We start from the raw sequence: 23831 nt of genomic DNA, 5'->3' as shown, positions 1-23831 counted from the left end.
GCCTCAATGACAACTCTGCGCGTCGGCGGCACCCCCGCCGATGTGATCCGCTGCGACACCGCCGAGGACCTCGCGGCGACGGTTGCGCGCCTCGACGCCGCGGGCGCGCCGCTGCTCGTCGTGGGCGGCGGCTCCAACCTTGTCGTCGCCGACGGCCCGCAAGGAGTCACGGCGGTACTCGTGCGCAACGAAGGCATCGAACTTCTCGACGACACCCTGCTCCGCATCGGTGCCGGCACCGTGTGGGACGACGTGGTTGCCTACGCCGTGGAGCACGGCCTGGCCGGCATTGAGGCCCTGTCCGGCATCCCCGGCTCCGCGGGGGCCACCCCGGTGCAGAACGTGGGGGCCTACGGCGCCGAGATCGCCGACGTACTGCACCGCGTCCGCCTGTGGAACCGGGAGACCGGCGTGGACGAGTGGGTCACCCCGGAGTCCCTGGAGCTGGCGTACCGCTATTCCAACCTGAAGTTCACCCACCGCGCCGTGGTCCTCGAGATCGAGCTGAAGCTGACCAAGTCAGACCTGTCGGCGCCGCTGCGCCACCTCGGCGGCAAGCGGGTCACGCTCGCGGAGGCACGCGAGTCAGTCCTGGAGACGCGCCGCACGAAGGGCATGGTGCTCGACCCTGCCGACCACGACACCTGGTCCGCGGGTTCCTTCTTTACCAACCCGGTGGTGGACGCCTCGGTCGCAGATGCGATCGGTGTTGAGGGGATGCCGCGCTACCCGCAGGAGGACGGCCGTGTGAAGCTCTCCGCCGCCTGGCTCATCGAGCGCGCCGGGTTCCCCCGCGGCTACCCCGGCGAGCACGCCCCGGCCCGCCTGTCCACCAAGCACACCCTGGCGCTCACCAACCGGGGCAACGCGAAGGCCGACGACATCGTGGCGCTCGCCCGCGACGTGCAGGCCGGCGTGGAACGCGCCTTCGGCGTCCGGCTGGTGCCGGAGCCGGTGTGGGTCGGGATGTCGATTTAGTCACCTACAAGCGGGACAGTAGCTCCTCCTGCACCTTGCGGCGCGACAGCTTGCCCAGCTGGTCCTTCGGCAGTTCCTCGAAGTGGTAGAAGGTACGCGGCACCTTGTAGCGGGTGAGGTTCTTGCGCGCGAAGTCCTTCAGGCCCTCCGGGTCGAGTGGGGCGCCGTCGCGAAGCGTGACGCAGGCGACGACGTCCTCTGAGCCGTCCTCGCGTGGGCGGCCGACGACGGCGACGTCGACAACATCGGGGTGGGTGCGCATGACGGTTTCCACCTCGGCGGGGTAGACGTTGAAGCCGCCGGTGATGATGAGCTCCTTGAGGCGGGAGACGAGCTTGATGAAGCCGTCCTCCTCCATGACGCCGAGGTCGCCGGTGCAGAACCAGCCGTCGTGGAAGGCCTGCTCGGTGGCTTCCTTGTTGTTGAGGTAGCCGGAGAAGACCTGCGGGCCGCGGGCGAGGATCTCGCCGGGCTCGCCGTAGGGCATGTCCTCGTCCAGGTTGTCGGGGTTGACGATGCGGATCTCGGTGTCTGGGAAGGGGATACCGATGTAGCCCGCGCGGCGGTCCGCGGTGCCTGGGTTGCCGATCAGGATCGGGGAGGTCTCGGTCAGGCCGTAGCCTTCGACGAGGTGTCCGCCGGTGACGCGTTCCCACGCCTCGATGGTTTCCACAGGCAGGGAGGCCGCGCCGGAAAAGCCGGTGTTGACGCCCTCGATGTTGAGGCCTTCGTTGTTGGCGGCGTCGATAATTCGCTCGAACACGGTGGGCACGCCGGGGATGAAGGTGGGCTTGAACTTCTTGATGGAGCTCATGACAAGGTCCATCTTTGGCGCCGGGAGCAGGTCCACTTCGGAGCCGATGAGCACCGTGAGCGTGAGCGAGAAGGTCAGGCCGTAGGCGTGGAAGAACGGGAGGGTGGCCAGCATGCGCTGCTGCTGCGTGGACTGCAGGTCCTTGACCCAGGCGACGCCCTGCCACGCGTTGGCGTGCAGATTCTTGTGCGTGAGCACCGCGCCCTTGGGCTCTCCAGTGGTGCCGGAGGTGTAGAGGATGAGCGCTGGGTCGTCGGGGGCGATGTCGGCCTCGGTGGCCAGATCGTCGCCCTCGCCGCCGATGGCGGAGCCGAGCAGCGTCTCCCACGGCACCGTCTTGAGTACGGTGTTGGAGCTTTGCACGGTGAGCTGCTCGCGGGCGTTGCGGATCTTCGCAATCGGGATGCGCAGCGCGAGCTGCTGCAGCTTCGGCATCGCCTTGGTCATGTCGACGGAGATGACCGTCTCCAGGTCTGTGGTGGCGCGCAGCGTTTCGAGGGTGTCGGCCGCCTTGTCCCAGGCGATGGCCACGCGGGCACCGTGGTTCTGGAACTGTGGGCGAAGCTCGTTCGCGGTGTAGAGCGGGTTGTGCTCGACGACGACGCCCCCAAGCTTCTGCACCGCGAAGAACGCGATGACGTGCTGCGGGCAGTTCGGCAGCAGGATGGCCACGCGGTCACCCTTGCGCACGCCGAAGGCCTTGAGCCCCGCGGCAGCGCGGCGGACTTCTTTGTCCAGCTCGGCATAGGTCATGGAGCGGCCGAAGAACCTGGTCGCTGGCTTGTCGGCGTTGCGTTCCAGGTTGTCGTCGTAGATGCCTGGCAGCGTGGTGAACCCGTACTCGAGCGAGTGCGCGGTCCACTCCGGGTAGTACTGCAGCCATGGCTTTGTGGTGTTTGCGTCCAAGGTCATGGCCCTACCCTACGCTACCGTAACCTATTGTGTGGACTGCAGCATGGCCACCAGTTCCTGCTGGACCGCGCGGCGTCGGATCTTGCCGGTCTGGTCCCGGTTCAAGTCCTCGAAATGGTAGAAGGTGCGCGGCACTTTGTAGCGGGTCAGGCGCTGGCGAGCGTGCTCCTTCAACCCTTCCGGGTCGAGCGGGGCGCCGTCGCGAAGTGTGACGCACGCAACGACGTCCTCGGAGCCGTCCTCGCGCGGGCGGCCGACGACGGCGACGTCCTCGACGTCTGGGTGCGTGCGCACCGCCTCCTCGACCTCGTCCGGGTAGACGTTGAATCCGCCGGTGATGATGATTTCCTTGATGCGCGCCACCAGGCGGATGAAGCCGTCGGGCTCCATGACGGCCATGTCGCCGGTTCGGAACCAGCCGTCGTGGAAGGACTTCTGGGTGGCCTCTGGGTTGTTGAGGTAGCCGGAGAACACCTGCGGGCCGCGCGCGAGCAGCTCGCCGGGTTCGCCGTCGGGCATGGTCTCGCTGGGGTTGTCCGGGTTCGCGATGCGGATCTCGGTGTTCGGGAATGGTACACCGATGTAGCCGGGGCGCCGGTTGCCGTCGAGGGGGTTGCCGCACAGGATCGGGGAGGTTTCGGTGAGCCCGTAGCCTTCGATGAGCTGCCCGCCGGTCACGCGTTCCCACAGCTCAATGGTGCTTTGCGGCAGCGTTGCGGCGCCGGAGATCGCGCTGTGGAAGGAGGAGAGGTCCACATGCTTTTCGACGGCCCACTGCGCAATCCGCTCGTACAGCAGTGGCACGCCAGGCAGGAGGGTGGGGCGAGTCTTCAAGATGGCCTGCTGGTAGAGCTTCGGCTTCGGTGCCGGGACGAGCACCATCTGGCCGGCGACGGTCAGGGGGAACCCGTAGTTCAGGGCCAGGCCGTAGATGTGGAACATTGGCAGGATGGCGAGCACCTTCTCGTTGACGGCGCCCCAGTCCTTGACCCACTGTGCGCCGGCGACCAGGACGGAGAGCACGTTGGCGTGTGTCAGCGGCACGCCCTTGGGGGTGCCGGTGGTGCCGGAGGTGTACAGGATGAACGCGGTGTCGGATTGCGCGATGGTCGGCAGGTTCGTCGGTGTGGCGGGCTTCGCCACGAGGGATTCCCACGCGATCGCCTTCGGTGCGGGCTTGTGCAGTTCCTCGCGCTGGCTGCGCACCGACCCGAGCGGCACCTGCAGGGCGAGCTGCAGGTGGCGGGGCATGGCGTCGATAAGGTTGACGGCGATGACGGTCTCGAGCGCCGTCGTTTCCTGCAGCGTGTGGAAGGTCTCGGCCTCCCGGTCGAACACGATGGCCACGCGCGCGCCGTGGTCCAGGAACTGTTTCTCCAGCTCGTAGGCGGTGTAGAGCGGGTTGTGCTCGATGGCGACGGCCCCGATGCGCAGGATCGCGGTGATGGCGATGACGTGCTGCGGGCAGTTCGGCAGTGCGATAACAACGCGGTCGCCGGGTGCCACGCCGAGTCGCTGCAGGGCGGCAGCGAGGCGGTTGACCTGCTCGTTGAGGGCTTGGTAGGTGAGTGTTTTGCCCATGAACCAGGTGGCGGTGCGGCCCGGGTGGGTGGTTGCGGCGGTATTGAACAGGCTGACGAGGGTGTCGCTGCCGACGATCGGGTTCGGGTCGGTCCATTCGGGGTAGTGTGCGAGCCAGGCTTTGGTTTCGTAGGCGCCCATGAACACTCCTTTGTTAGCTAGTCGAAAGTAGGTGAGGGAAAGTATAACCTACGGGTTGGTAGGTTTTGCTAGTTTTCCACATCAGGTACGCTCGTGAGCCATTGGGGAAACACAAGGGGGGATTCCATTGACCACATTTTTCGACGCCACCACTGACCTCACACCGCCAACCGGCCTCGACCAAAGCAACCTGGTCGATCCCGTGAAAGCACCGCCGAAACAGGGCTGGCGCAAACTTGTCCACAGCGCCAGCCGCGGCCGCATCAACCCGGGGCGCTCCCGCGCCCAAGCCGAACGCGACGAACTCATCGACGCCATCCGTGCACCCCTGCGCGGCGACTACCGGATTGCCGTCATGTCGCTGAAAGGGGGCGTCGGCAAGACAACAACAACCATTGCTCTCGGCGGCGTCTTCGCCGAAACCCGTGGCGACCGCGTCATCGCCATCGACGCCAACCCGGACCTCGGCACGCTCGCGCAACGCGCCACCGCCAACTCACCCGCCACCATCCGTGACCTCCTGCTCGCGCAGGACACCTCGCGGTACCCGCAGGTCCGGGCATTTACCAACCAGGCCAGCTCACGCCTCGAAGTCATCGGCTCCGAACGCGACCCGGCCGTTAGCGAAGCCTTCTCCGAACTTGATTACCGCAAGGCCATCGACATCCTGCAACACCACTACAACGTCATCCTCACCGACTGCGGCACCGGCCTCATGCACTCCGCCATGGCCGGCGTCCTCGACCTGGCCAACGCGCTCGTCCTGGTCACCTCGCCAGCCCTCGACGGCGCCCAGTCCGCCGCAGCTACCCTCGACTGGCTCAGCCTCCACGGCTACGACCAGCTCGCCTCCAATGCGGTCGTCGTCATTAGCGCGGGCGCGCCGGGCAAACCCACCATCGACATGGAGCGCCTTACCGAGCACTTCGCCGCCCGTACCCGCGCCGTCCACGCCATCCCATACGACCGCCACCTCGCCGAAGGTGCCGTCGTCGATATGGACCGCCTCGCACCCGACACCCTGCGCGCCTACCAGCAGCTCGCCGCGACCGTCGCAGCGGACTTTGGGTCGTGGCACCGCCACGCGGTGATGTAATACGCTGGCGGGCATGCGCGTCGCCATGATTTCAATGCACACCTCGCCCCTCGAGCAGCCCGGCATCGGGGATGCCGGGGGGATGAACGTGTACATCCTCAATATCGCCCAGCAGCTCGCGCGCCAGGGCATCGAAGTCGACGTGTTCACCCGCGCCACGCGCCCCAGCCAGCCACAAATCGCCGAGGTCGAGCCCGGCTTCCGGGTCATCCACATCGTCGCCGGCCCCTACGAAGGCCTGCCCAAAGAGGAACTGCCCACGCAGCTCGCCACGTTCGCCGGCGGCATCGTACAGTTCTGCCGAATTTACGACGCCCACTACGACATCATCCACGCCCACTACTGGCTCTCCGGCCAGGTCGGCTGGCTGCTTGCCGAACTGAGCGACGTCCCCCTCATCTACACCGGCCACACCTGGGCCGCCGTCAAAAACGCCTACGCGTCTGGCGCCGAAAGCTCCGAAAGCGAAGCCCGCCGCATCTGCGAACAACAACTCGTGGACAACGCCGACCGTCTCGTGGTCAACACCGAAGACGAAATCACCGAACTGTCCCGCCACTACGACGTCGACCCCGCCAAAATTGCCGTGGTCACCCCCGGCGCCGACACCGAGCTCTACACCCCCGGCACCAACCGCAACACCGAAATGTCACGCCGCCACCTCGGCATCCCCGTCCACGCCAAAGTGGTCGCCTTCGTCGGCCGCCTCCAAGAATTCAAAGGTCCGCAGGTGCTCATCCGGGCCATCGGCCAACTCGTTCGCGACGGCGTCGACTACCCCCTGCGCGTCCTCATCTGCGGCGGCGCCTCCGGCGGCGGGGTGAGCGTCGATACGTATCAGCGACTCGCCGAGGAGGAGGGCGTGGGCCACATCGTGCGCTTCCTCGGGCCGCGACCGCCGCAGGAACTCGTGAACGTCTACCAGGCCGCCGACATCGTCGCCGTCCCCAGCTACAACGAGTCCTTTGGCCTCGTCGCCGTTGAAGCCCAGGCCACCGGCACGCCCGTTGTCGCCGCCGCCGTCGGCGGCCTACCGATCGTCGTCGCCGACGGCGAAACCGGCACTCTCGTCCCCAGCCACGACCCCGTCGACTGGGCCAACGCCATCGGCACCCTCCTCCGCGACGACGACACCCGCATCGCCATGGGCCAAGCCGCCGTCGCCCAAGCCAGCAAGTTCAGCTGGCGCGAAAGCGCCCACGACCTCACCGGTATCTACCAGGACACTCTCGACCACTTCGACCGCGGCCTCTGCGACCGGAAGGCCATCGGGAGCTAACTGCATGTTTGGGGAACACCTTTTATATTTTCCCAGGCCGGAGGCTCGCGGGAGGGGATTTGGTGTCATCCCAGCAGGCCTGAGTGACAAAAGGTGCAACCAAATTTGGACTAGCCATTCATGCCCGCTGGTGGTAAAAGTGCTAGAGGTTTTGGGGTGCGTCCTTTGTCACTGGCTCCCAAATTTATGCGCCAAATTTCTGCTTTTAGGAGGGCGCCGTTGCGTTTCTCCCAGGTCGCTCCTCTATCCGCTCCGGCTCCGGCTCGGGCGGGAATTTGGTGCCCAGCCCGGTTCGCGCTGGCGGCCAAGACGCGTTAGAACCGTTCCGGTCGAGGTATTGGAAGCGTGTGATGCTGGTGGTCATTCAAAATTGCCGCGGGGTCGGGTGAAATGTATTCGGAGTATGTAGGGCCAATAAGGCGTAAATCCTAGTGGCGCTGTGCTACTGTAAAGCCGAAAAGGATCGGACCGTTAATCTTTCGTTAAGGAGTTGCTGTGCGGTATCGAGTTTTGATTGAGGGTCTTCTGCTTGCCTTCGCTTTTGGCGTCGTAGGGGCGCCGGTGAGTGTTGTGCAGGCTCAAGAGGCTGGAGAGCAGGCCAATGAGTTATATGAAGGTGGTGAGGAACAACATTGGGAGGATGAGTCTGATGGAAATGAACCGTACGATGAGGGGTTGGACTGGTTCACTACCAATAAAACTCCTACATATGACAATAGGATCGGTGCCTTATATTTCTCTGACGGATTAGTTTCGAAGCGAACATGTACGGCCAACTATGTTGGAGATTATTACTGGCTGACGGCTCGGCACTGTGTTGAGGATGACTTGAATTCAATTGGATTTATCCAGCAGTCTGATGGTGAATTTGCCGGGATTGAGTTAATTCAAATGGCTCCCAACCCAGAGCACGATCTTGCGCTCATACGTGTGGGAACTGGAATTAATGCTAGAAAATTTGAGTTGAGTGCGAGGTCGCCACGAGTGGGTGACGGTGTTCGAGTAATTGGCTATTCGGGGCAGGTTGGGCAGCCCAATAATTTTTCGTCGGCAGCAGACTTTCGTGTGGGAGTAGTTGATTACCTGGTTCATACCACAAAGGGCGACGTTTACTCTGACCAAGTGCGTTTGGACCCAACCGGCGACGCCAATTTGTGTCACGGCGACTCTGGTGCAGCGGTTTTTGCCGGGAATGAGATAGTTGGGGTTGCTTCGACTACTGAAATCCAGAATGATAGCTCTGGGCGGAAGCAGTGCATTGGGTCTGGATCCGCTGCAAAAATCGACTCTGAATTGGGGTGGATACAAAAAACGGTACAAAACCAAAGCTTGACTCAAGCTCAGAAGCACCGAGCTTGGCGGGGCGGGGTTACAGCTAAATTTAACCGCAAATCCCTTGGCGTCCATGAGCACTCGAAGCTTCCTGGTAGTTCTTGCGGGGGTTCGTCGTGCGGAAAGTGAATATGATGAAATTTAGATTTCTTGTACCCGGATTGGTCACAGTGGCTGTGGCGGCATCTGGGGCTACCCATAGCGCTTCTGTCGAAGTCACGGAGCCCCAAGCAGCAAGCAACGTAGCGGAGTCAAGCAAAACAGACAACGTGTTCGATTTCGCCGATACGATGGGGTATGTATTCAAACATCGCGAGCTCTCTGGAGAGATGTATGAGGCGATTGTCTGGGGAGTGACATCAGAAGAAAAAGCAGCGAAGTGTCGTGAGCTGCGGAAGTCTCCGGTCCAGCCTGCAATTGGTGAGCCAATTTGTCCATCTCAGGCATATACGTCGGCAGACGTGGCCCTAGCGAAGTATGCCTCCACGTTTGCCAAAGGGTCGCCGATTTTGGCCTTGCGGATAGCTGTCGCGGTCTTGGCCGCGCTTGGTGGTGCTGTGTACGCGGCTGGCCCTCAGCTGGCGGCTTGGGGTGTGCCGGTCCCCTGGCTGTGAGGCTGTAAAACCAAAAGGTTGTCGGACGGGGTTTGCCAAGGGATGGCTAGGGTTTGTCCATCAATTGAGTGAAGCCGTCCCAAGCGTCTCCACCGCTGTGATGGCGCCCCATTTGCCGAGCTGCTGCGCGTGGTGGTCGATGGCACCGGAGACGTCGGCGGCGAGGCGTTGCGCCTGCTCAACGGTGCGGACCTGGCCGGCGCGCTGGGCGGCAACTTCGGCGTCACGTTGGGCGGCGGTAATGGCCTCGTCGAAGCCCTGCTTGCCGGTCTTACGCGGTTTCAGTTCGGGGTTGTCCTGCATGATCTGGTGCATGAGAGCGCCCTGCTCCTGGTTGAGTGGGGTGAAGTTGCCGTGGGGCGCGGTGGAATCGGGGAGTGCGAAGGCTTCGTTGACTTTGCCGTCGGGGACGTTGAAGGCGTCTTCGATGATGCGGTCGGCACGCTGGGCTTTGCCGAGGGGTCCTATGCCCATGGAGCTGACGCCGAGGACGGCGCCGTCGCGGGGGTCGTAGTTGATGCCGCCGGAGTCGCCGTGTTCGTAGCGCAGGCCCCAGGAGTAGATGCTGTTGCGGGAACGCGCGAGTTGGTGGCCGCAGGTGCGGCCGGTGGTGGCGCCGTCTTTGCAGATGGGCTGGCCGAAGTTGGAGGTGTCGAAATAGTTGTAGGGCAGGTTGCGGGTGTCCTGGATGTAGCGCAGTTCGCGGGGTGCGCCGTGGGCGTGGCCGTTGGCGTCGCGGGAAAAGGACATGCGGGTGGCTGGGGTGTCGGGGGCGGCGGTGACGACGCCCCAATCCGGGGTGTTGACGGTGTCCCAGAAGAACTGTGAGGGGAGGTAGACGTCGGCGTAGTCGGTGGAGGGTTTGAGGTTGGTTGGGGTGCCGATGGGGCGGTAGCTGGCGTCGATAGGCACTTCGACGCGGTGGGTGCGCATGACGTCGGTGGGCTCGTTGTCGACACCCTCGGAGAGGTCGAAGCAGTGGCCGGCGGTGAGCATGACGAGCTGGCCGTTGATGGTGCCGCTGAAGCCTTGGGAGCAGGACGCGGCGCTGGCGTGTTCGGGGATGGAAATTGTGTGATAGCCCACTCGCATTGTGGTCGGCGGCTGCTCCGGGAGGACGCGAAATGGCGCTCCAGGTGCGAGAAGTGCGGCAGTGAGCGCGGCGGCGACGGCGTTGGTGTGGATCATGAGACCCAACCTTAAAGAAAAATCATACGATTCGTGGCATGATTGGTGCCATGACGAATGGAAAGTTGATTCTTGTCCGTCACGGACAAAGTGAATGGAACAAGTCCAACCAGTTCACCGGCTGGGTCGATGTCAATCTGACTGAGCAGGGTGAGCAGGAAGCCGTCAACGCCGGTAAGTTGATGGCAGAAAAGGGCGTGCTGCCGGACATCGTGTTCACGTCGCTGCTGCGTCGTGCGATCCGCACCGCGAACATCGCGCTGAACGCTGCGGACCGTCACTGGATCCCAGTTGTGCGTAACTGGCGCCTCAACGAGCGTCACTACGGCAAACTGCAGGGCCTGAACAAGGCAGAGATCCGTGAAAAGTACGGCGAGGACCAGTTCATGAGCTGGCGCCGTTCCTACGACACTCCGCCACCAGAAATCGACGCCGACAACGAGTACTCCCAGACCGACGACGTGCGTTACGCGTTCCTCCCAGAGGTGCCACGCACGGAGTGCCTGAAGGACGTTGTGGAGCGCTTCCTGCCGTACTACATCGACGTCATCCTGCCTGAGGTTCTCGACGGCAAGACGGTCATGCTGGCTGCGCACGGTAACTCGCTGCGCGCGCTGGTGAAGTACCTGGACAACATCTCCGACGATGACATCGCTGCCCTGAACATCCCGACCGGCATGCCGCTGGTCTACGAGATTGACAGCAAGGGCAAGGTGCTCAACCCAGGCGGGACGTACCTTGATCCGGAGGCGGCTGCGGCAGGTGCTGCTGCGGTTGCTAACCAGGGCCAGAAGTAAGTAGTCGCATTGTCCCCGCTACTGGCGTTTTTAGGGGGCGTAGTTCTCGCAGCGCTTGCTGCACCGTTGGTGCGGCGGGCGCTGCGTTGGCGTTTACGCAACCGGGTTGATGGTGGTTCGGATTCCCGCAGGGCGGCCACGATTAGTGAGGTGCTGCAGCTGGCGGTGCAGGGCTCGCCGACGGGGATTGCGGTGATGAACCAGGAGGGCAAGGTGCTGCTCTCGAACGCGAGGGCGCACGATATGTCGCTGGTGTATGACCGCACGGTGCAGCCGGAGGTGTGGGACACCGCTCAGCAGGTCTTTGAGGATCAGGAGACGCACGTCCTTGACCTTGACCTGCCGATTCGCGCGACGGGGTCCCGCATTCGGAATGTACGCGTGGTGGTCAAACCGCTGACGCTGACGGAGAACTCCTACGTGATTGCTTACAGCACGGACGAATCCGAGAACGTGCGGATGGAGCACGCGCGCCGCGACTTCGTGGCGAACGTCTCGCACGAGCTGAAGACGCCGGTCGGCGGGATGGCGCTACTCGCGGAGGCGCTGCTGCAGGACCCGGATGACCCGGAGATGGTGGACTACTTCGGCACGAAGGTGCTGAAGGAGGCCCACCGGATGGGCGACATGATCACGGACCTGATTTCGCTGTCGAAGCTGCAGGGTGCGGAGGCGTTGCCGGAGATGTCGCCGGTGAGCCTCGACGAGGTGATTGACGACGCCATCACTCGCAATCACGTCACCGCCGAGGGCCGCAACATCGACCTGATCCGTGGGGAACCCACCGGGATTACGGTGATGGGGGACCAGTCGCTGCTGACGTCCGCGGTGAGCAACCTGGTGTCGAACGCCATTAACTACTCGCCGGACGGCCAGCCGGTGAGTATTACGCAGCAGGTGCGTATGTCCGGGAAGCAGAAGGTGGCGCTTGTGCGCGTCACTGACCGGGGGATCGGAATTGCGCTGGAGGATCAGAAGCGCGTGTTTGAGCGTTTTTACCGCGTCGATAAGGCGAGGTCTCGCTCGACTGGGGGGACTGGCTTGGGTTTGGCCATCGTGAAGCATGTGGCGCAAAACCACGGGGGTACTATCAGAGTGTGGTCGCGCCCGGGGACCGGGTCGACTTTCACGCTCGAGTTGCCGATGTAGCTTTTGCAGGAGGGTTTCCCTAACCGTGTCTACGAAGATCCTGATCGTTGAAGATGAAGAGTCCCTGGCGGATCCGCTTTCTTATCTGCTGGAAAAGGAGGGCTTTTCCACGGTGTGGGCGGCCGACGGCCCGGCGGCGCTCGAGGCGTTCGAGGCCAACGAGGTCGATCTTGTCCTGTTGGACCTGATGCTGCCGGGCATGAGCGGCACGGATGTGTGCCGGAAGCTGCGCGCGAGTTCGTCCGTGCCGATCATTATGGTCACGGCGCGCGATTCGGAGATCGATAAGGTGGTGGGCCTCGAGCTCGGCGCGGATGACTACGTGACCAAGCCGTACTCGACCCGCGAGCTCATTGCGCGCATCCGGGCGGTGCTGCGCCGCGGCGGGGAGTCGGCGGCGGAGGAAAAGGACGAGCCGAGCCGCGACGTACTCATCGGCGGCCGCGTCACCATGGACGTCGAGCGCCACAGCGTGCTTGTCGACGGCCAACCAGTCCGCATGCCGCTCAAGGAGTTCGACCTCCTGGAGTACCTGATGCGCAACGCCGGCCGGGTGCTCACGCGTTCCCAGCTCATCGACATGATCTGGGGCGCTGACTACGTCGGCGACACCAAGACCCTGGATGTGCACGTCAAACGGCTGCGTTCGAAGATTGAGGAGGAGCCGTCGAAGCCGAAGCAGCTGGTGACGGTGCGCGGCCTGGGCTACAAGTTCGAGGCCTGATCGCTGGCCGGGTGCGTGGTCTTCGCCTCACGGGGGAGTTTCGCGCGGGCGGCGCAGTGCGCGGCGAGGACCTCGTAGGGTTTCTCGCCGATGAGCTGCTGTAGCTCCTGCTTCATCGACTGCCACACGGGTGTACCGCCGGTGTGGCAGGCGGGCGCGTCGGTGCACCACCAGTCGAAGTCTTCGCCGCCGCCACCCCACTGGCGACGGTCGTACTCGCCGATGGTGGTGCGCAGGATCTCTTGGCCGTCGGCGCGTTCCTCCCAGGAGTCCTCTCGGGAAAACGGGACCTGCCAGCACACTTCCGGCTTGGAGCCGATGATGTTGCGGCCCTCCGCCATCGCCCACTGGTGCAGGGAGCAGCCCGGGCCGGTCTCGGCGCCGTTGCGGTTGGCGAAGATGCAGGCGCCATCCACCACGCGCGTCTTGATGTGTGGGCCGTCGTCCTCTTCTTCGGTGTCGTCCCATTCCAGCCAGGGCTCCAGGATGGTGGGGTCGGCGGCCGCGATGTAGGAATCGACGTCGCGGGGGCGCAGCTGCCAGTACTTCGCAGGCATCTCGGCGACCGCATTATAGAGGTCGTCGCGGTCCGTTTCGTCGGAGAGGTACGCGCCGTGGATGCAGCAGCCGACAACGGAGAAGTCCTCATCAATCCCGTGGCACTGCGGCGTGCCAAACCGGCACGACCAGGTGGATTCCACCCACGTCAGGTCGATGCTGAAGTAGTGCAGCGGGTCCTCCGGGTGCATGAACACGAACCATTCGCGGGGGAAGTCGGTGGGCACTTCGCGTCCCGCGAGGATCGAGCGGCCGGCGGGGGATTCGGCGGGGAATCCGAGAAAAACTGGTTGATTCACACCAACACACCGTAGACGCACTACGCTGAGGGTGTGCGATTAGGTGTATTAGACGTAGGCAGTAATACGGTGCATCTCGTGGGGGTAGATGCCCGCAGCGGTGGCCGCCCCACCCCGATGAGTGACTGGAAGCAGCCGCTCCGGCTCGTCGAACTCCTCGACGACGAGGGCAATATTGAGCCTCGGGGCGTCGACAAGCTTGTCGACGCCGTGGGGGAAGCCGCAGGCCTAAGCAGCAAGCTGAAGTGCGAGGAGTTCCTCGCCTTTGCGACGTCCGCCGTTCGCTCGGCGACGAATTCCGAGGAAGTGCTAAAGAAGGTCGAGAAGAAAACCAGCGTGCGCCTCGAAGTCCTCTCCGGCGAGGAAGAGGCGCGGCTGACGTTCCTCGCGGTGCGCCGCTGGTACGGCTGGTCCGCCGGGCGCATCACCAACCTGGACATCGGCGGCGGCTCCCTGGAAATGTCCACCGGCACCGAAGAAAGCCCCGACCTGGCCGTGTCCCTCGACCTGGGCGCCGGGCGGCTCACCCACGAGTGGTTCGAATCCGACCCGCCCGAGCGCAAAAAGATCAACCTTTTGCGCGACTACATCGACGCTGAACTCGCCGGGCCCGCCCGCGAGTTCCACGCGCTGGGGGAGGCGGGGCTGGCCGTCGGCACCTCGAAGACGTTCCGCTCCCTCGCTCGGCTAACCGGTGCTGCACCCTCCTCAGCTGGGCCTTTCGTGAAGCGAACCCTCACCGCGCCGGGCCTGCGCCAGCTCATCGCGTTCATCTCCCGCATGACCGCAGCCGACCGTGCGGAGCTCGAAGGCATCAGCGCCGACCGCTCCCACCAGATCGTTGCGGGTGCCCTAGTTGCAGAGGCTGCCATGCGAGCGCTTAAGCTTGATAAGTTAGAGATCTGTCCATGGGCGCTACGAGAAGGCGTGATCCTCCGTTGGATCGACCAAGGGCATGACTTAGGAGATGACGAAGGAGACAACGACTGATGTCTGAGGACAAGCAGCTGACGGTTGCGGAGCTCCTCGCCCGGGCCCAGAAAACCAACCCGGACGTGGGTAAGCGTCCCCGCCGACGCCGCAGCTTGGAGGAAGGCGGCGTCTCGGTCGCGGAGCTGACCGGCTCCTTCAAGGCTGTCGACGCCCGCCCGGCCGAAGCGAAGCACTCCAGCGTGCCACTCGACGCACCAGCCGAACCCGCACCGGCGAAGCCTGAGCCTGCTGCAGAGAAGCCTGCTGCCGAGAAACCTGCGGCTGCAAAGCCTGCGGCCGAGAAGCCGGTTGACCCGCCCGCGCCTGCGCCTGCCGCGCAGAAGGCCAGCCCTTCCGAGGACGAAACGACGCAGATCCGCGTCGTGGAGGACACCAAGGAGCCAGCGCAGCGCACCAAGGCTGAGCCTGCTGAGAAACCCGCCGAGGAAGACAGCCTCGACCTCTTCGACGACGACCATGTAGAGGATGTGGACGTCGAAAAGGTGGAGCCTGAAGCCGACGACGGCGCCGTCAACCCCATCATGCTGGTGCTCTTCGTGTTCATCGGCGTGGTTCTGGGCGTGCTCGGGTTCATGCTGTTCAGCTGGATCTGGGCGAACCTGGCAACCGCACTCGCAGCCATCCTGGGCGCCGCCGCTGTTGCGGGCGTCGTCTTCGGTGTGCGCGCGATGCACACTGGCCGCGATGGTCTGACCATGACGCTCGCGGGCGTCGCCGCCCTGGTCATGGCGTTCGGTCCGGCCCTGCTCTAAGGGCGTTTTCCACCACAGTGCCCCCGTGGCGCTAGTGTGTGGTGCATGGAAAAAATCGCAATCATTGGCGTTGGCAATATCGGCGAGGCCCTGTTGCAGGGGCTGATCGCCTCAAAGGTCGAACCGCACCACATCATTGCCACCTGCCGCTCCGAAGAGCGCGTGGCGGCGCTCGCCGAGCGCTACGCCATCCAGGCCACGACGGACAACGTCGAGGCCGCCGCCGACGCCGACGTTGTCTTCCTGTGCGTCAAACCCAACCAGGTCATCGACGTGATTGGGGAGATCGCGGAGACCGTCGCGAGCAACTCGGTGCCCACCGTGCTCGTCTCGATGGCAGCCGGCGTTGACATCGCCGACATGGAAGAGGCCATCTCGTCCGCGGGCACCCCCATCATGCGCGTGATGCCGAACACCCCGATGCTCGTGGGCAAGGGTGTGCTCGCCGTCTCCGCCGGCCGCTACGTGGAAGACGAGCAGCGGGAGGCCGTCGAAAAGCTGTTGACGTCCGCGGGCCGCGTCGTCGCCGTCCCCGAAAAGGCAATGCACGCCGTCACCGCGCTCTCGGGCTCGGGGCCCGCCTACTACTTCCTGCTCACCGAAGCACTTATCGACGCCGGCGTTGCCCTCGGACTGCCCCGGGACCTCGCCACGGAACTGGCCACCCAAACCTGCGCCGGCGCCGGAGCGCTCCTGGACCAGCACCCCGACCCCGTTGGCCTGCGTGCCGCCGTCTCCTCACCGGGCGGCACCACCGTCGCCGCAATCCGGGAACTCGAGGAGTCCGGCCTACGCGCCGCGATCTACCGCGCCACCGACGCCTGCGCAACCCGCTCCGAAGCCTACTGAGCCGGTTGCGTTGATTGTGCCGGTTGTGCCGGTTGTGCCACAGCAGTCACCGCTTTCACACCAGATACGGGGTGTTTCTCCAGGCACTTTGAAAAATTATCGGCACATGAGTCGCATTAGGCCCAGTGTTCACGATAAGGTTGTTTGAAGCACGTGCGTGTTTCGTCCTGCAGGAGGGGAAGCCTGCAGCGCGACCGTGCTGAAGGGTTTATGAATTAATGGCAAATGAAGATAAAGGCAAGTTCTTAACCGTCGCTGAAGTCGCCGAAATTATGCGCGTCTCCAAGATGACGGTCTACCGCTTGTTGCACTCGGGTGAGCTGCCGGCAGTACGCGTCGGCCGCTCCTTCCGCGTCAACGAAACGGCGGTCAGTGAGTACCTCGAGTCCTCCGTGTACGACGTCGGATAACTAGCACTCACCTTGCCCGAACCTTTTTGAGTGCCAAACACCTTGGTTGTATGCTTACACCCATTGCGTACACCACGAGTGGATGCTGGCACGTCAAGAACGTACTACGAAGAAACGAGGAAACCTTATGGGTTCAGTGATTAAGAAGCGCCGCAAGCGTATGTCCAAGAAGAAGCACCGCAAGATGCTTCGTCGCACGCGTGTTCAGCGTCGTAAGCTTGGCAAGTAAGCTTTTGCAGCGCCCGCACCACATGGTTGGAGCGGGCGTTTTTTCATGCGTGTGGCTCGCGCTCCATACCGGTGAGCGAGCGAATTAGCCTGGGGAAATGCGGTTGTGGGCGTGGCTAAAACCCAAATGGTAGTAACAGGATTGTAGTAATCCGCTTTTTGGCTCCAATTTCGGGGATTACTACATTCCTGTTACTACACTTTGCAGGTCAGGCGGGTGTTCGGGCGGGTGGAGTACCCCGAAATTGCGAAAAGTTCCTCGGATTTCTGTGATCGCGGGAACTTTTTGATGTGGGTGGAGGTTGGGGCACGAAACACCTGAACGGTGTTCAATTGCGGTCTACACTGATGCGTACTTACAACACGTCCCCGCACTGAACGGAGCGCATTACCATGACCGACATCCTCGACATCGCACGCGAAAAAGCCCTTGAGCGGGGCGAAGGCCTGAACAAGGAAGAGCTCCTGCAGATCCTCACCATCGAGGACGATCGCCTGACGGAACTGCTCGACCTTGCCCATCAGGTTCGCATCAAGCACTGTGGTGTCGACGTCTCCCTTGAGGGCATCATCTCCCTGAAGACTGGCGGCTGCCCCGAGGACTGCCACTTCTGCTCCCAGTCCGGCCTGTTTGAGTCCCCGGTCCGTGCCGTCACCCTGAATATCGACGAGCTCGTGGAGGCCGCGAAGCAGTCCGAGAAGATGGGCGCCTCCGAGTTTTGTATTGTCGCCGCCGTGAAAGGCCCGACGCAGGACCTGCTGGACCAGGTCGCGGCGGCGGTGACTGCCATTCGGGAGGAGGTGGACATCTCTATTTCTGCCTCGCTTGGCATTCTGACCCGTGAACAAGCGCGCCAACTCGCGCAGATGGGCGTGTCCCGCTATAACCACAACTTCGAAACCGCTGAATCCTTCTTCCCGAACGTGGTCACCACCCACACTTGGCAGGAGCGCAAAGACACTCTCGAGCACGTGCTCGCTGAGGGGATGGAGACCTGCTGTGGCGGGATCATTGGTCTGGGGGAGACGATTGAGCAGCGGGCTGAGTTCGCCACCCAGCTCGCCGAGATCCAACCACACGAAGTGCCGATGAACTTCCTCGACCCTCGCCCTGGCACCCCGTTCGCCGACCGGCCACTCGTCCCGCAGGGGGAGGCGCTTCGGGCCGTCGCCGCGTTCCGCTTGGCTATGCCCACAACCCAGCTGCGCTTCGCCGGTGGCACCGAGCTCGCCCTTGGCGACGACGGCACCGAAGCCGGCCTGATGGGCGGCGCGAACGCCATCATCGGCGGTAATTACCTGACCACGTTTGGCCGTCCGATCGAGAAGGACCGCGACGCCGTGGACCGCGTCCTCGACGGGAGCTCCCGGCCGCGCATCAACCTGGGTATTACACCCGTCGGCCAGAAGGTGAACTCCGGCCACGGCATCCTCTACGACACGATCAAGTCACTCTGATGCGCATTCCAGACAACACCGATCTTGCCGACGCCATCCTCTCTGGCGACATCGCCTGGCCCCTCGACCCGGCCCGCCCCTACGACGCGCCACGTATCTGCCCGCTGTGTCAGCGGCGGATGGTGGTGAAGATTTCGCCGATGGCGTGGTCGGCGGCATGCTCCCGCCACGGATTGCTGCGTTCGGAGTGGCTTGAGCGGTGATGCCCGCACCAAAAAACTACCGTCGACGCAGCGCCACCATGCCAGCCGCGACACCGGCAGCGAGCGCGCCGCCCGCCAGAGCGCCGAGGGCCGGGAGCATGTAGCGACGAAGGGATCGGTAGTCCTCGATGGTCCAGCCTTGGCCTGTCGCGTAGCGGCGAAGTGCGCGGTCCGGGTTGATGGCGACGGGGTTGCCGACCATGGAGAGCATCGGCAGGTCGTTGATGCTGTCGGAGTAGGCGGTGCACTTTGCCAGGTCGAGCTTCTGGATGGCAGCCAGTGCGGCGACGGCGTGTTGCTTGCCGGGGCCGTGGAGGATGTCGCCGACGAGGCGGCCGGTGAACTTGCCGTCTTCCTCTTCGGCGACGGTGCCGAGGGCACCGGTGAAGCCGAGGCGTTCCGCGAGCGCCTGGCCGATTTGGACCGGGGTGGCGGAGACCAGCCAGACTTGTTGGCCTTGGGCGATGTGGCGGGACGCGGCGTCGATAGTTGATTGGTAGGTCTTGTCGAGCATTTGGCGGTCGACGATTTCGGCGCAGAGCTCTTTGAGCTGCTCGACGTTCTTGCCTTTGACTACTTGGAGGGCCTGCTCGCGGCCTTTGGCGATGTCTTTGGCGCTTTCGGAGCCGGAGACGCGGTAGCGGATTTGCTTGGTCAGGGCGGGCAGGAGCTCGCGAAGGGTGATGAAGCGCTGCTTGGCCAAGCCTTTGGCCAGCAGGATGAGCGAGGAGCCCTGGATGAGGGTGTTGTCGATGTCGAAGAACGCGGCCGCCTCGGTGTCTTGGGGGACGTCGGGGTCGGGCTGGGTGATTTTCTCCCGGCCGACGGTTTTGAAGGCGCCGCCGACGGAGTCGACGCCGGTGGCGAATTCTTCGATGCTGATGCCGAAGGTTTCTTCGATGGCGGCGGCTGCGGCGGCGTTACCAGCGGTGCGCTGGGATTCGGCGTCAAGAGGTGGGAGGGCAACTTCTTCGAGGAAGCGGCGAAGGTTGCCTTGGGTGAGTGACCATTGGGCCAGGAGTTCTTTGTGGTCGGACATTGCCAGCGAGCCTTTCACCGTGTGGCAGACGTGATAGCTTGTATCGTAAACAAGATTGGCGGAGAGATGAAACAGGTTGAACTGATGGTGCGCGCGACCTGCGGGTCATGCGAGCGGGTGGCTGCGCAGATCGCCCCGGTGGTCGAGCAGTGCGGCGCGCAGCTCACGCTTGTTGATGTCGACGCCTCTCCGTCACTCAACGCCGAGTTCGGGGATCGCGTCCCAGTTGTGGTGATTGATGGGGACGAGTTCGCGTGTTGGGAAGTGGATAACGCGGACCTGGCCGAGGCGCTGTCAGAGTGACGCGCTATCCTTTGGTTTGATTCACGGCTGACTGGAGGGATTGAGTGAGTGTTCTCGTTGTAGGGATGTCGCACCGCTCGGCGCCCGTTGCGTTGTTGGAACGCTTGAGTATGGATGATGCGGTGCAGCATTCGGCGGCGTCGGCGCTGGTGGAGCGCCCGTCGTTGTCTGAGGCGATGATCATTTCGACGTGTAACCGGCTGGAGGTGTACACGGTTGCCAACGCGTTCCATGCGGGTGTGCAGGATGTGTTGGCGGTGCTGGCCGAGGTCTCCGGGGTGAGTGAGGCGGAGCTGCGCGGCTACCTGTACGTGCGGTATTCGGACGCGGCTGCGGAGCACTTGTTGACGGTCGCGTCCGGCCTGGATTCCATGGTGGTGGGGGAGCAGCAGATCATCGGGCAGGTGCGTACCGCGTATACGCACGCGGCGGAGCAGGGCACGGTGGGCCCGGCGTTGCATTCGTTGGCGCAGTCGGCGTTGCATACGGGCAAGCGTGTGCATACGGAGACGTCGATTGATGATGCGGGCGGCTCGATGGTGACCTTCGCGCTGGATACGGCGATGGAGACGATGGGGGTGGACACGCTGGAGGGCCAGACTGCGCTGGTGTTGGGGGCTGGTGCGATGAGCTCGTTGGCGGCGACGCATTTGGGCAAGAGGGGCGTCGATAAGTTGATTATTGCGAACCGCACTCGCTCGCGTGCGGAGCGGTTGGCGGAGCACGCCCGGGAGGCCGGGGTGGCTGCGGAGGTCGTGGACTTTAATGCGCGCGCGGGGGCGTTGGGGCGTGTGGATATTACGGTGTCGGCGACGGCGTCGGATGGGTTCACCATTTCGGGCGAGGATATCTCGGGGCCGACGATGCTGATTGATTTGTCGCTGCCGCGTGATATTGACAATTCGGTGCTGGAACACGAAGGCGTGCACTTGATCAACATCGAGTACCTGCACGAGCAGCTGCACAACGCGGACTCGGAGGACTCGAAGGCGCTGCAGGCCGCGGAGGCGATCGTGGCCGAGGAGGTGCAGGCGTTTAGCTCCGAGCAGCGGGTGCGCGAGGTGGCGCCGGCGGTGGCGCAGCTGCGCCGGATTGGCGCGGAGATCTCGGAGGAGGAGCTGGCGCGGCTGCGCAAGCGTCTTCCTGACCTGGGCGAAGAGGACTTCCAGCAGGTCGCGCGGTCGGTGAAGCGTGTGGTGGATAAGCTGCTGCATAAGCCGACGGTGAAGATTAAGGAGCTGGCGGCGAGCTCGGACTCGATTAGCCTGGAGACCGCCGTTGAGGAGCTGTTTGGGGTGCGCCCCGTGTCGGCTGCTACTGATATGGACCGGTTGCCGAGTCCCGACGAATTGAAGTTGAAGGAGTCGTAATTTACATGCTGAAAATTGGTACGCGGGGTTCGCACTTGGCCACGACGCAGGCGGGGCACATGCGTGATGCCCTGATCGCGCACGGTTACCCGTCTGAGCTGCACATTGTGAAAACTGCCGGGGATGTCTCCCACGCGCCGGTGGAGCGCATCGGCGTCGGTGTGTTTACGTCTGCGCTTCGCGACGCCCTCTTCGACGGCGAGGTGGACGTCGCCGTGCACTCCTTCAAGGACTTGCCGACGGCCCCAGAGCCCCGCACCTACCTGATCGTTCCGGAGCGCGAAGACCACCGCGAGGCGCTCATCGCCCGCGACGGCCTGACGCTGGACACGCTGCCGAAAGGCGCGAAGGTGGGCACCTCGGCGCCGCGCCGTGTTTCCCAGCTGCGCGCGCTGCGCCCTGACCTTGAGATCCTCCCGCTGCGAGGCAACATTGAGACGCGCATGGGCCGGGTGGAAAGCGGCGAGATGGACGCGATTGTCCTGGCGTACGCGGGCTTGGTCCGTGGTGGGTTCGCGGACCGCGCCACCCAAGTCTTCGATGCTGAGGTGTTCATGCCCGCCCCGGCGCAGGGTGCGCTGGCGGTGGAGTGCCGCGTCGATGACACCGCGCTGCGCGAGGGCCTGGACAAGCTGCTGCACGCGGATTCCTTTGCGTGCGCGGCGGCGGAGCGCCAGGTGCTGGCGACTTTGGAGGCAGGCTGCACGGCCCCGGTTGCGGCGCACGCGACCATCGCTGACGGCACCATTACCTTGCGGGCGGGGGTGTTCGCCCTGGATGGCTCCAAGCAGCTGATTGAGGAAGCTTCTGGTAAGGACGCCCGTGAGCTGGGAACACAGCTTGCACAGACGCTGATTGGGCGCGGGGCGGCAGAAATTATGCAGTAAGTTTTCAGACTGGTTTTGAAACAGGTTTTGAAACACGGCGTATGCAAATTAAGGTGTAACTACCATACGTCCAATCGTCTCGGTGTATAGGGGTCCCTTTGGGGCTCGCTGTACGCCGGGACACTTCTTTACGCCTTATACAAGACCAGAAAAGACCATTTTGATGACACTGCCCTCAATCACGCCCCAGCCGGGGAAGGTGATCTTCGTCGGTGCCGGACCTGGCAATCCCGATTTGCTGACGATTCGCGCTCGCCAGGTGATGGAACGCAATTCTATCGCGTTGGTGGAACCGGATGTTCTTGAGGGTGTCCGAAATGTTCTTGCCGCAGCGTGCGCGGTGCCGCAGGAGAAGATCGACGCTGCTGAGGCGCAGTACGAGGCGATGTGTGCGGAGGCGAAGGCCTCGGGGGCGCGGCGCCGCCCGCCGAAGCCTGCGGACCCAACCGCGGCTGAGGTTGAAGAGGTGCCGCTTGGCACGGACGATATTGTTGCGCGGTTGCGCTCGGCGCTGCAGGCGGCGGCCGAGGTGATCCGCAAGGGGGATGACGGTGACGGGGATGTGATCCGTCTGGTCAGCGGGAACCCGCTGACGCGCGATGCCGTGCGGGAGGAGATCGCCGCGGTGGCGGCCGCCGGCCTGGAGTTCCAGATTGTGCCGGGGATGTCGCTGCCGTCGACGGTGCCGTCCTTTGCGGGTATCGCGCTTGGTTCAACGTATACGGAAGCAGATCTGGCGAACGGGCCGGTGGACTGGGACCAGTTGTCGCAGGCGCCGCAGCCGTTGGTGTTGCAGGCGGTGCGCGAGCAGCTGCCGGAGATGGCGTCGCAGTTGATGCAGCGCGGGTTCCCGGGTGAGCTGGCGTGCAGCGTCACGGCCAACGGAACGACGCGGCTGCAGCGCACGGTCGATGCGACCCTGGAGACCCTGGCAACCATGGACTCGGTGACGGCGGATCTGCCTGGTTCTTTGGTGGTGACGCTCGGTACTGTGAATGATGATCGATCGAAGTTTTCGTGGTGGGAAAACCGTCCTTTGTACGGGTGGCGCGTGCTGGTGCCGCGTGCGAAGGAGCAGGCGGAGGCGATGAGCAGCCGCCTGGCGTCGTACGGGGCGATCCCGCAGTCGGTGCCGACGATTTCCCTGGAGCCACCGCGTAACCCGGCGCAGATGGACCGCGCGATTAAGGGCATCGTGGAGGGTCGCTACCAGTGGGTGGTGTTCACCTCGACGAACGCTGTGCACGCGGTGTGGAAGAAGTTCGAGCAGCTTGGCTTGGACGCCCGCGCCTTCGCGGGTGTGCACCTGGCGGCGGTCGGCCGCAAGACGGCTGAGGCGCTGCGTGCGCTGGGGATGAGCCCGGAGCTGTTGCCGCACCGCACGAAACAGAACGCTGCTGGACTGGTGGAGGTGTTCCCCGAGTACGTCGAGGACATCGACCCGGTTTCGCGGGTGCTGCTGCCGCGGGCGGACATCGGAACGAACGTGCTGGTGGATGGTCTGATTGAGAAGGGCTGGGACGTCGAGGACGTCGTGGCCTACCGCACGGTGCGCGCGGCCCCGCCAGCTCCTGAGGTGCGCGACATGATCAAGACCGGCGGGTTTGACGCAGTCTGCTTCACGTCCGGCTCGACGGTGCGCAACCTCGTCGGCATCGCCGGCAAGCCGCATCAGCGCACGATCATCGCGTGCATCGGCCCAATGGCGGCTGAGGCAGCGCGCGAGCAGGGGCTGCGTGTCGACGTCGTACCAGAGGTTGCGGACGTGCCGTCGCTGGTGGACGCGCTTGCCGAGCACGTCGCTGCCCTGCGGGCAGCTGGGGAGCTGCCGCCGCCGCGGAAGAAGCGGAGGGCGCGTCGGAAACCGGCGTTATGAT

General features: G+C 63.8%; 24 protein-coding genes. 19 read left to right on the top strand and 5 right to left on the bottom strand.

The features are described 5' to 3' along the window. Positions 1–6 precede the first annotated feature (6 nt). Positions 7–978 carry a UDP-N-acetylmuramate dehydrogenase gene (locus BJP05_RS09610; protein WP_240492830.1) on the top strand — a complete coding sequence of 324 codons (972 nt, stop codon included), beginning with the start codon at positions 7–9 and terminating at the stop codon, positions 976–978. A gap of 4 nt (positions 979–982) precedes the next feature. On the opposite strand, the gene BJP05_RS09605 is transcribed toward BJP05_RS09610, so the two are convergent. Both BJP05_RS09605 and BJP05_RS09600 read right to left on the bottom strand, forming a co-directional pair. After that, entirely contained in the window at positions 983–2698 is a 1716-nt protein-coding gene (locus BJP05_RS09605) for a long-chain-fatty-acid--CoA ligase (protein ID WP_370687326.1), read from the bottom strand. 30 nt (positions 2699–2728) lie between these two features. Continuing rightward, a complete protein-coding gene (locus tag BJP05_RS09600; RefSeq protein ID WP_070363215.1) occupies positions 2729–4426 on the bottom strand; it encodes a long-chain-fatty-acid--CoA ligase in 1698 nt (565 codons plus the stop codon). 127 nt (positions 4427–4553) lie between these two features. Here BJP05_RS09600 and BJP05_RS09595 point away from each other — a divergent pair, with 127 nt between their 5' ends. The 4 genes from BJP05_RS09595 to BJP05_RS09580 all read left to right on the top strand — a co-directional run bounded on the left by BJP05_RS09595 (position 4554) and on the right by BJP05_RS09580 (position 8747). Beyond that, on the top strand, positions 4554–5522 hold the full coding sequence (locus BJP05_RS09595; protein ID WP_070363214.1) for a MinD/ParA family protein: 969 nt from the start codon (positions 4554–4556) through the stop codon (positions 5520–5522). 13 nt (positions 5523–5535) lie between these two features. Then, positions 5536–6801, top strand: coding sequence for a D-inositol-3-phosphate glycosyltransferase (gene mshA / locus BJP05_RS09590; protein ID WP_070363213.1), 1266 nt, complete (start codon positions 5536–5538; stop codon positions 6799–6801). 495 nt (positions 6802–7296) lie between these two features. After that, positions 7297–8262, top strand: a complete 966-nt coding sequence (locus BJP05_RS09585) for a serine protease (protein WP_070363212.1) — start codon at positions 7297–7299, stop codon at positions 8260–8262. Positions 8263–8402: 140 nt separating this feature from the next. Continuing rightward, entirely contained in the window at positions 8403–8747 is a 345-nt protein-coding gene (locus tag BJP05_RS09580) for a hypothetical protein (protein WP_145945272.1), read from the top strand. A gap of 60 nt (positions 8748–8807) precedes the next feature. On the opposite strand, the gene BJP05_RS09575 is transcribed toward BJP05_RS09580, so the two are convergent. Next, the gene (locus tag BJP05_RS09575; protein ID WP_070363210.1) at positions 8808–9935 is read right to left on the bottom strand and encodes a hypothetical protein; all 1128 of its coding nucleotides are present in this window, start codon (positions 9933–9935) and stop codon (positions 8808–8810) included. A 50-nt stretch (positions 9936–9985) separates the two neighbouring features. On the opposite strand from BJP05_RS09575, the gene BJP05_RS09570 reads away from it, so the two are divergent. Genes BJP05_RS09570 through BJP05_RS09560 form a run of 3 tightly spaced genes read left to right on the top strand, consistent with a single transcriptional unit; the run spans position 9986 to position 12605 of the window. Further along, positions 9986–10732, top strand: coding sequence for a phosphoglyceromutase (locus tag BJP05_RS09570; RefSeq protein WP_070363602.1), 747 nt, complete (start codon positions 9986–9988; stop codon positions 10730–10732). 9 nt (positions 10733–10741) lie between these two features. Beyond that, positions 10742–11881, top strand: a complete 1140-nt coding sequence (locus BJP05_RS09565) for a cell wall metabolism sensor histidine kinase WalK (protein ID WP_083290798.1) — start codon at positions 10742–10744, stop codon at positions 11879–11881. Between the two features lie 25 nt (positions 11882–11906). Continuing rightward, entirely contained in the window at positions 11907–12605 is a 699-nt protein-coding gene (locus tag BJP05_RS09560) for a response regulator transcription factor (RefSeq protein WP_070363208.1), read from the top strand. On the opposite strand, the gene BJP05_RS09555 is transcribed toward BJP05_RS09560, so the two are convergent. Next, a complete protein-coding gene (locus tag BJP05_RS09555; protein WP_070363207.1) occupies positions 12587–13462 on the bottom strand; it encodes a hypothetical protein in 876 nt (291 codons plus the stop codon). The genes BJP05_RS09560 and BJP05_RS09555 overlap by 19 nt on opposite strands. Positions 13463–13495: 33 nt before the next feature. Between BJP05_RS09555 and BJP05_RS09550 the strand changes: the two genes are divergently transcribed. From BJP05_RS09550 to BJP05_RS09525, 7 genes are all read left to right on the top strand, one after another. Next, the gene (locus tag BJP05_RS09550) at positions 13496–14452 is read left to right on the top strand and encodes a Ppx/GppA phosphatase family protein (RefSeq protein ID WP_070363206.1); all 957 of its coding nucleotides are present in this window, start codon (positions 13496–13498) and stop codon (positions 14450–14452) included. Beyond that, entirely contained in the window at positions 14452–15207 is a 756-nt protein-coding gene (locus BJP05_RS09545) for a hypothetical protein (protein ID WP_070363205.1), read from the top strand. Before BJP05_RS09550 ends, BJP05_RS09545 begins: the two co-directional genes overlap by 1 nt. 45 nt (positions 15208–15252) lie before the next feature. Continuing rightward, a complete protein-coding gene (gene proC / locus BJP05_RS09540; protein WP_070363601.1) occupies positions 15253–16056 on the top strand; it encodes a pyrroline-5-carboxylate reductase in 804 nt (267 codons plus the stop codon). A 218-nt stretch (positions 16057–16274) separates the two neighbouring features. Beyond that, a complete protein-coding gene (locus BJP05_RS09535) occupies positions 16275–16466 on the top strand; it encodes a helix-turn-helix domain-containing protein (protein ID WP_070363204.1) in 192 nt (63 codons plus the stop codon). 127 nt (positions 16467–16593) lie between these two features. Beyond that, positions 16594–16695: a 30S ribosomal protein bS22 gene (locus BJP05_RS11025; RefSeq protein ID WP_003855542.1), complete on the top strand. Its 102-nt coding sequence runs from the start codon at positions 16594–16596 to the stop codon at positions 16693–16695. 392 nt (positions 16696–17087) lie between these two features. Next, positions 17088–18152, top strand: coding sequence for a biotin synthase BioB (gene bioB, locus BJP05_RS09530; protein ID WP_070363203.1), 1065 nt, complete (start codon positions 17088–17090; stop codon positions 18150–18152). Next, positions 18152–18355, top strand: coding sequence for a hypothetical protein (locus BJP05_RS09525; protein ID WP_070363202.1), 204 nt, complete (start codon positions 18152–18154; stop codon positions 18353–18355). The genes bioB and BJP05_RS09525 overlap by 1 nt, the downstream gene beginning before the upstream one ends. A gap of 16 nt (positions 18356–18371) precedes the next feature. Here the strand turns inward: BJP05_RS09525 and BJP05_RS09520 are convergent, their stop codons facing one another. Further along, a complete protein-coding gene (locus BJP05_RS09520; RefSeq protein ID WP_070363201.1) occupies positions 18372–19394 on the bottom strand; it encodes an HAD-IB family hydrolase in 1023 nt (340 codons plus the stop codon). Between the two features lie 66 nt (positions 19395–19460). On the opposite strand from BJP05_RS09520, the gene BJP05_RS09515 reads away from it, so the two are divergent. From BJP05_RS09515 to BJP05_RS09500, 4 genes are all read left to right on the top strand, one after another. Beyond that, positions 19461–19697, top strand: a complete 237-nt coding sequence (locus BJP05_RS09515) for a glutaredoxin family protein (RefSeq protein ID WP_070363200.1) — start codon at positions 19461–19463, stop codon at positions 19695–19697. A gap of 44 nt (positions 19698–19741) precedes the next feature. Further along, a complete protein-coding gene (locus tag BJP05_RS09510) occupies positions 19742–21067 on the top strand; it encodes a glutamyl-tRNA reductase (protein WP_084028625.1) in 1326 nt (441 codons plus the stop codon). A gap of 5 nt (positions 21068–21072) precedes the next feature. Next, complete coding sequence (hemC, locus tag BJP05_RS09505) at positions 21073–21954, top strand: hydroxymethylbilane synthase (RefSeq protein ID WP_070363198.1); 882 nt, start codon at positions 21073–21075, stop codon at positions 21952–21954. 163 nt (positions 21955–22117) lie between these two features. Next, positions 22118–23830, top strand: a complete 1713-nt coding sequence (locus BJP05_RS09500) for a uroporphyrinogen-III synthase (protein WP_070363197.1) — start codon at positions 22118–22120, stop codon at positions 23828–23830. Position 23831: the final 1 nt, after the last annotated feature.

The organism is Corynebacterium sp. NML98-0116 (genome assembly GCF_001767255.1).
Taxonomy (GTDB): Bacteria; Actinomycetota; Actinomycetes; order Mycobacteriales; family Mycobacteriaceae; genus Corynebacterium; species Corynebacterium pseudogenitalium.
The sequence above is the reverse complement of the archived record's forward strand: the minus strand, read 5'-3'. Positions and strand labels throughout refer to the sequence as shown.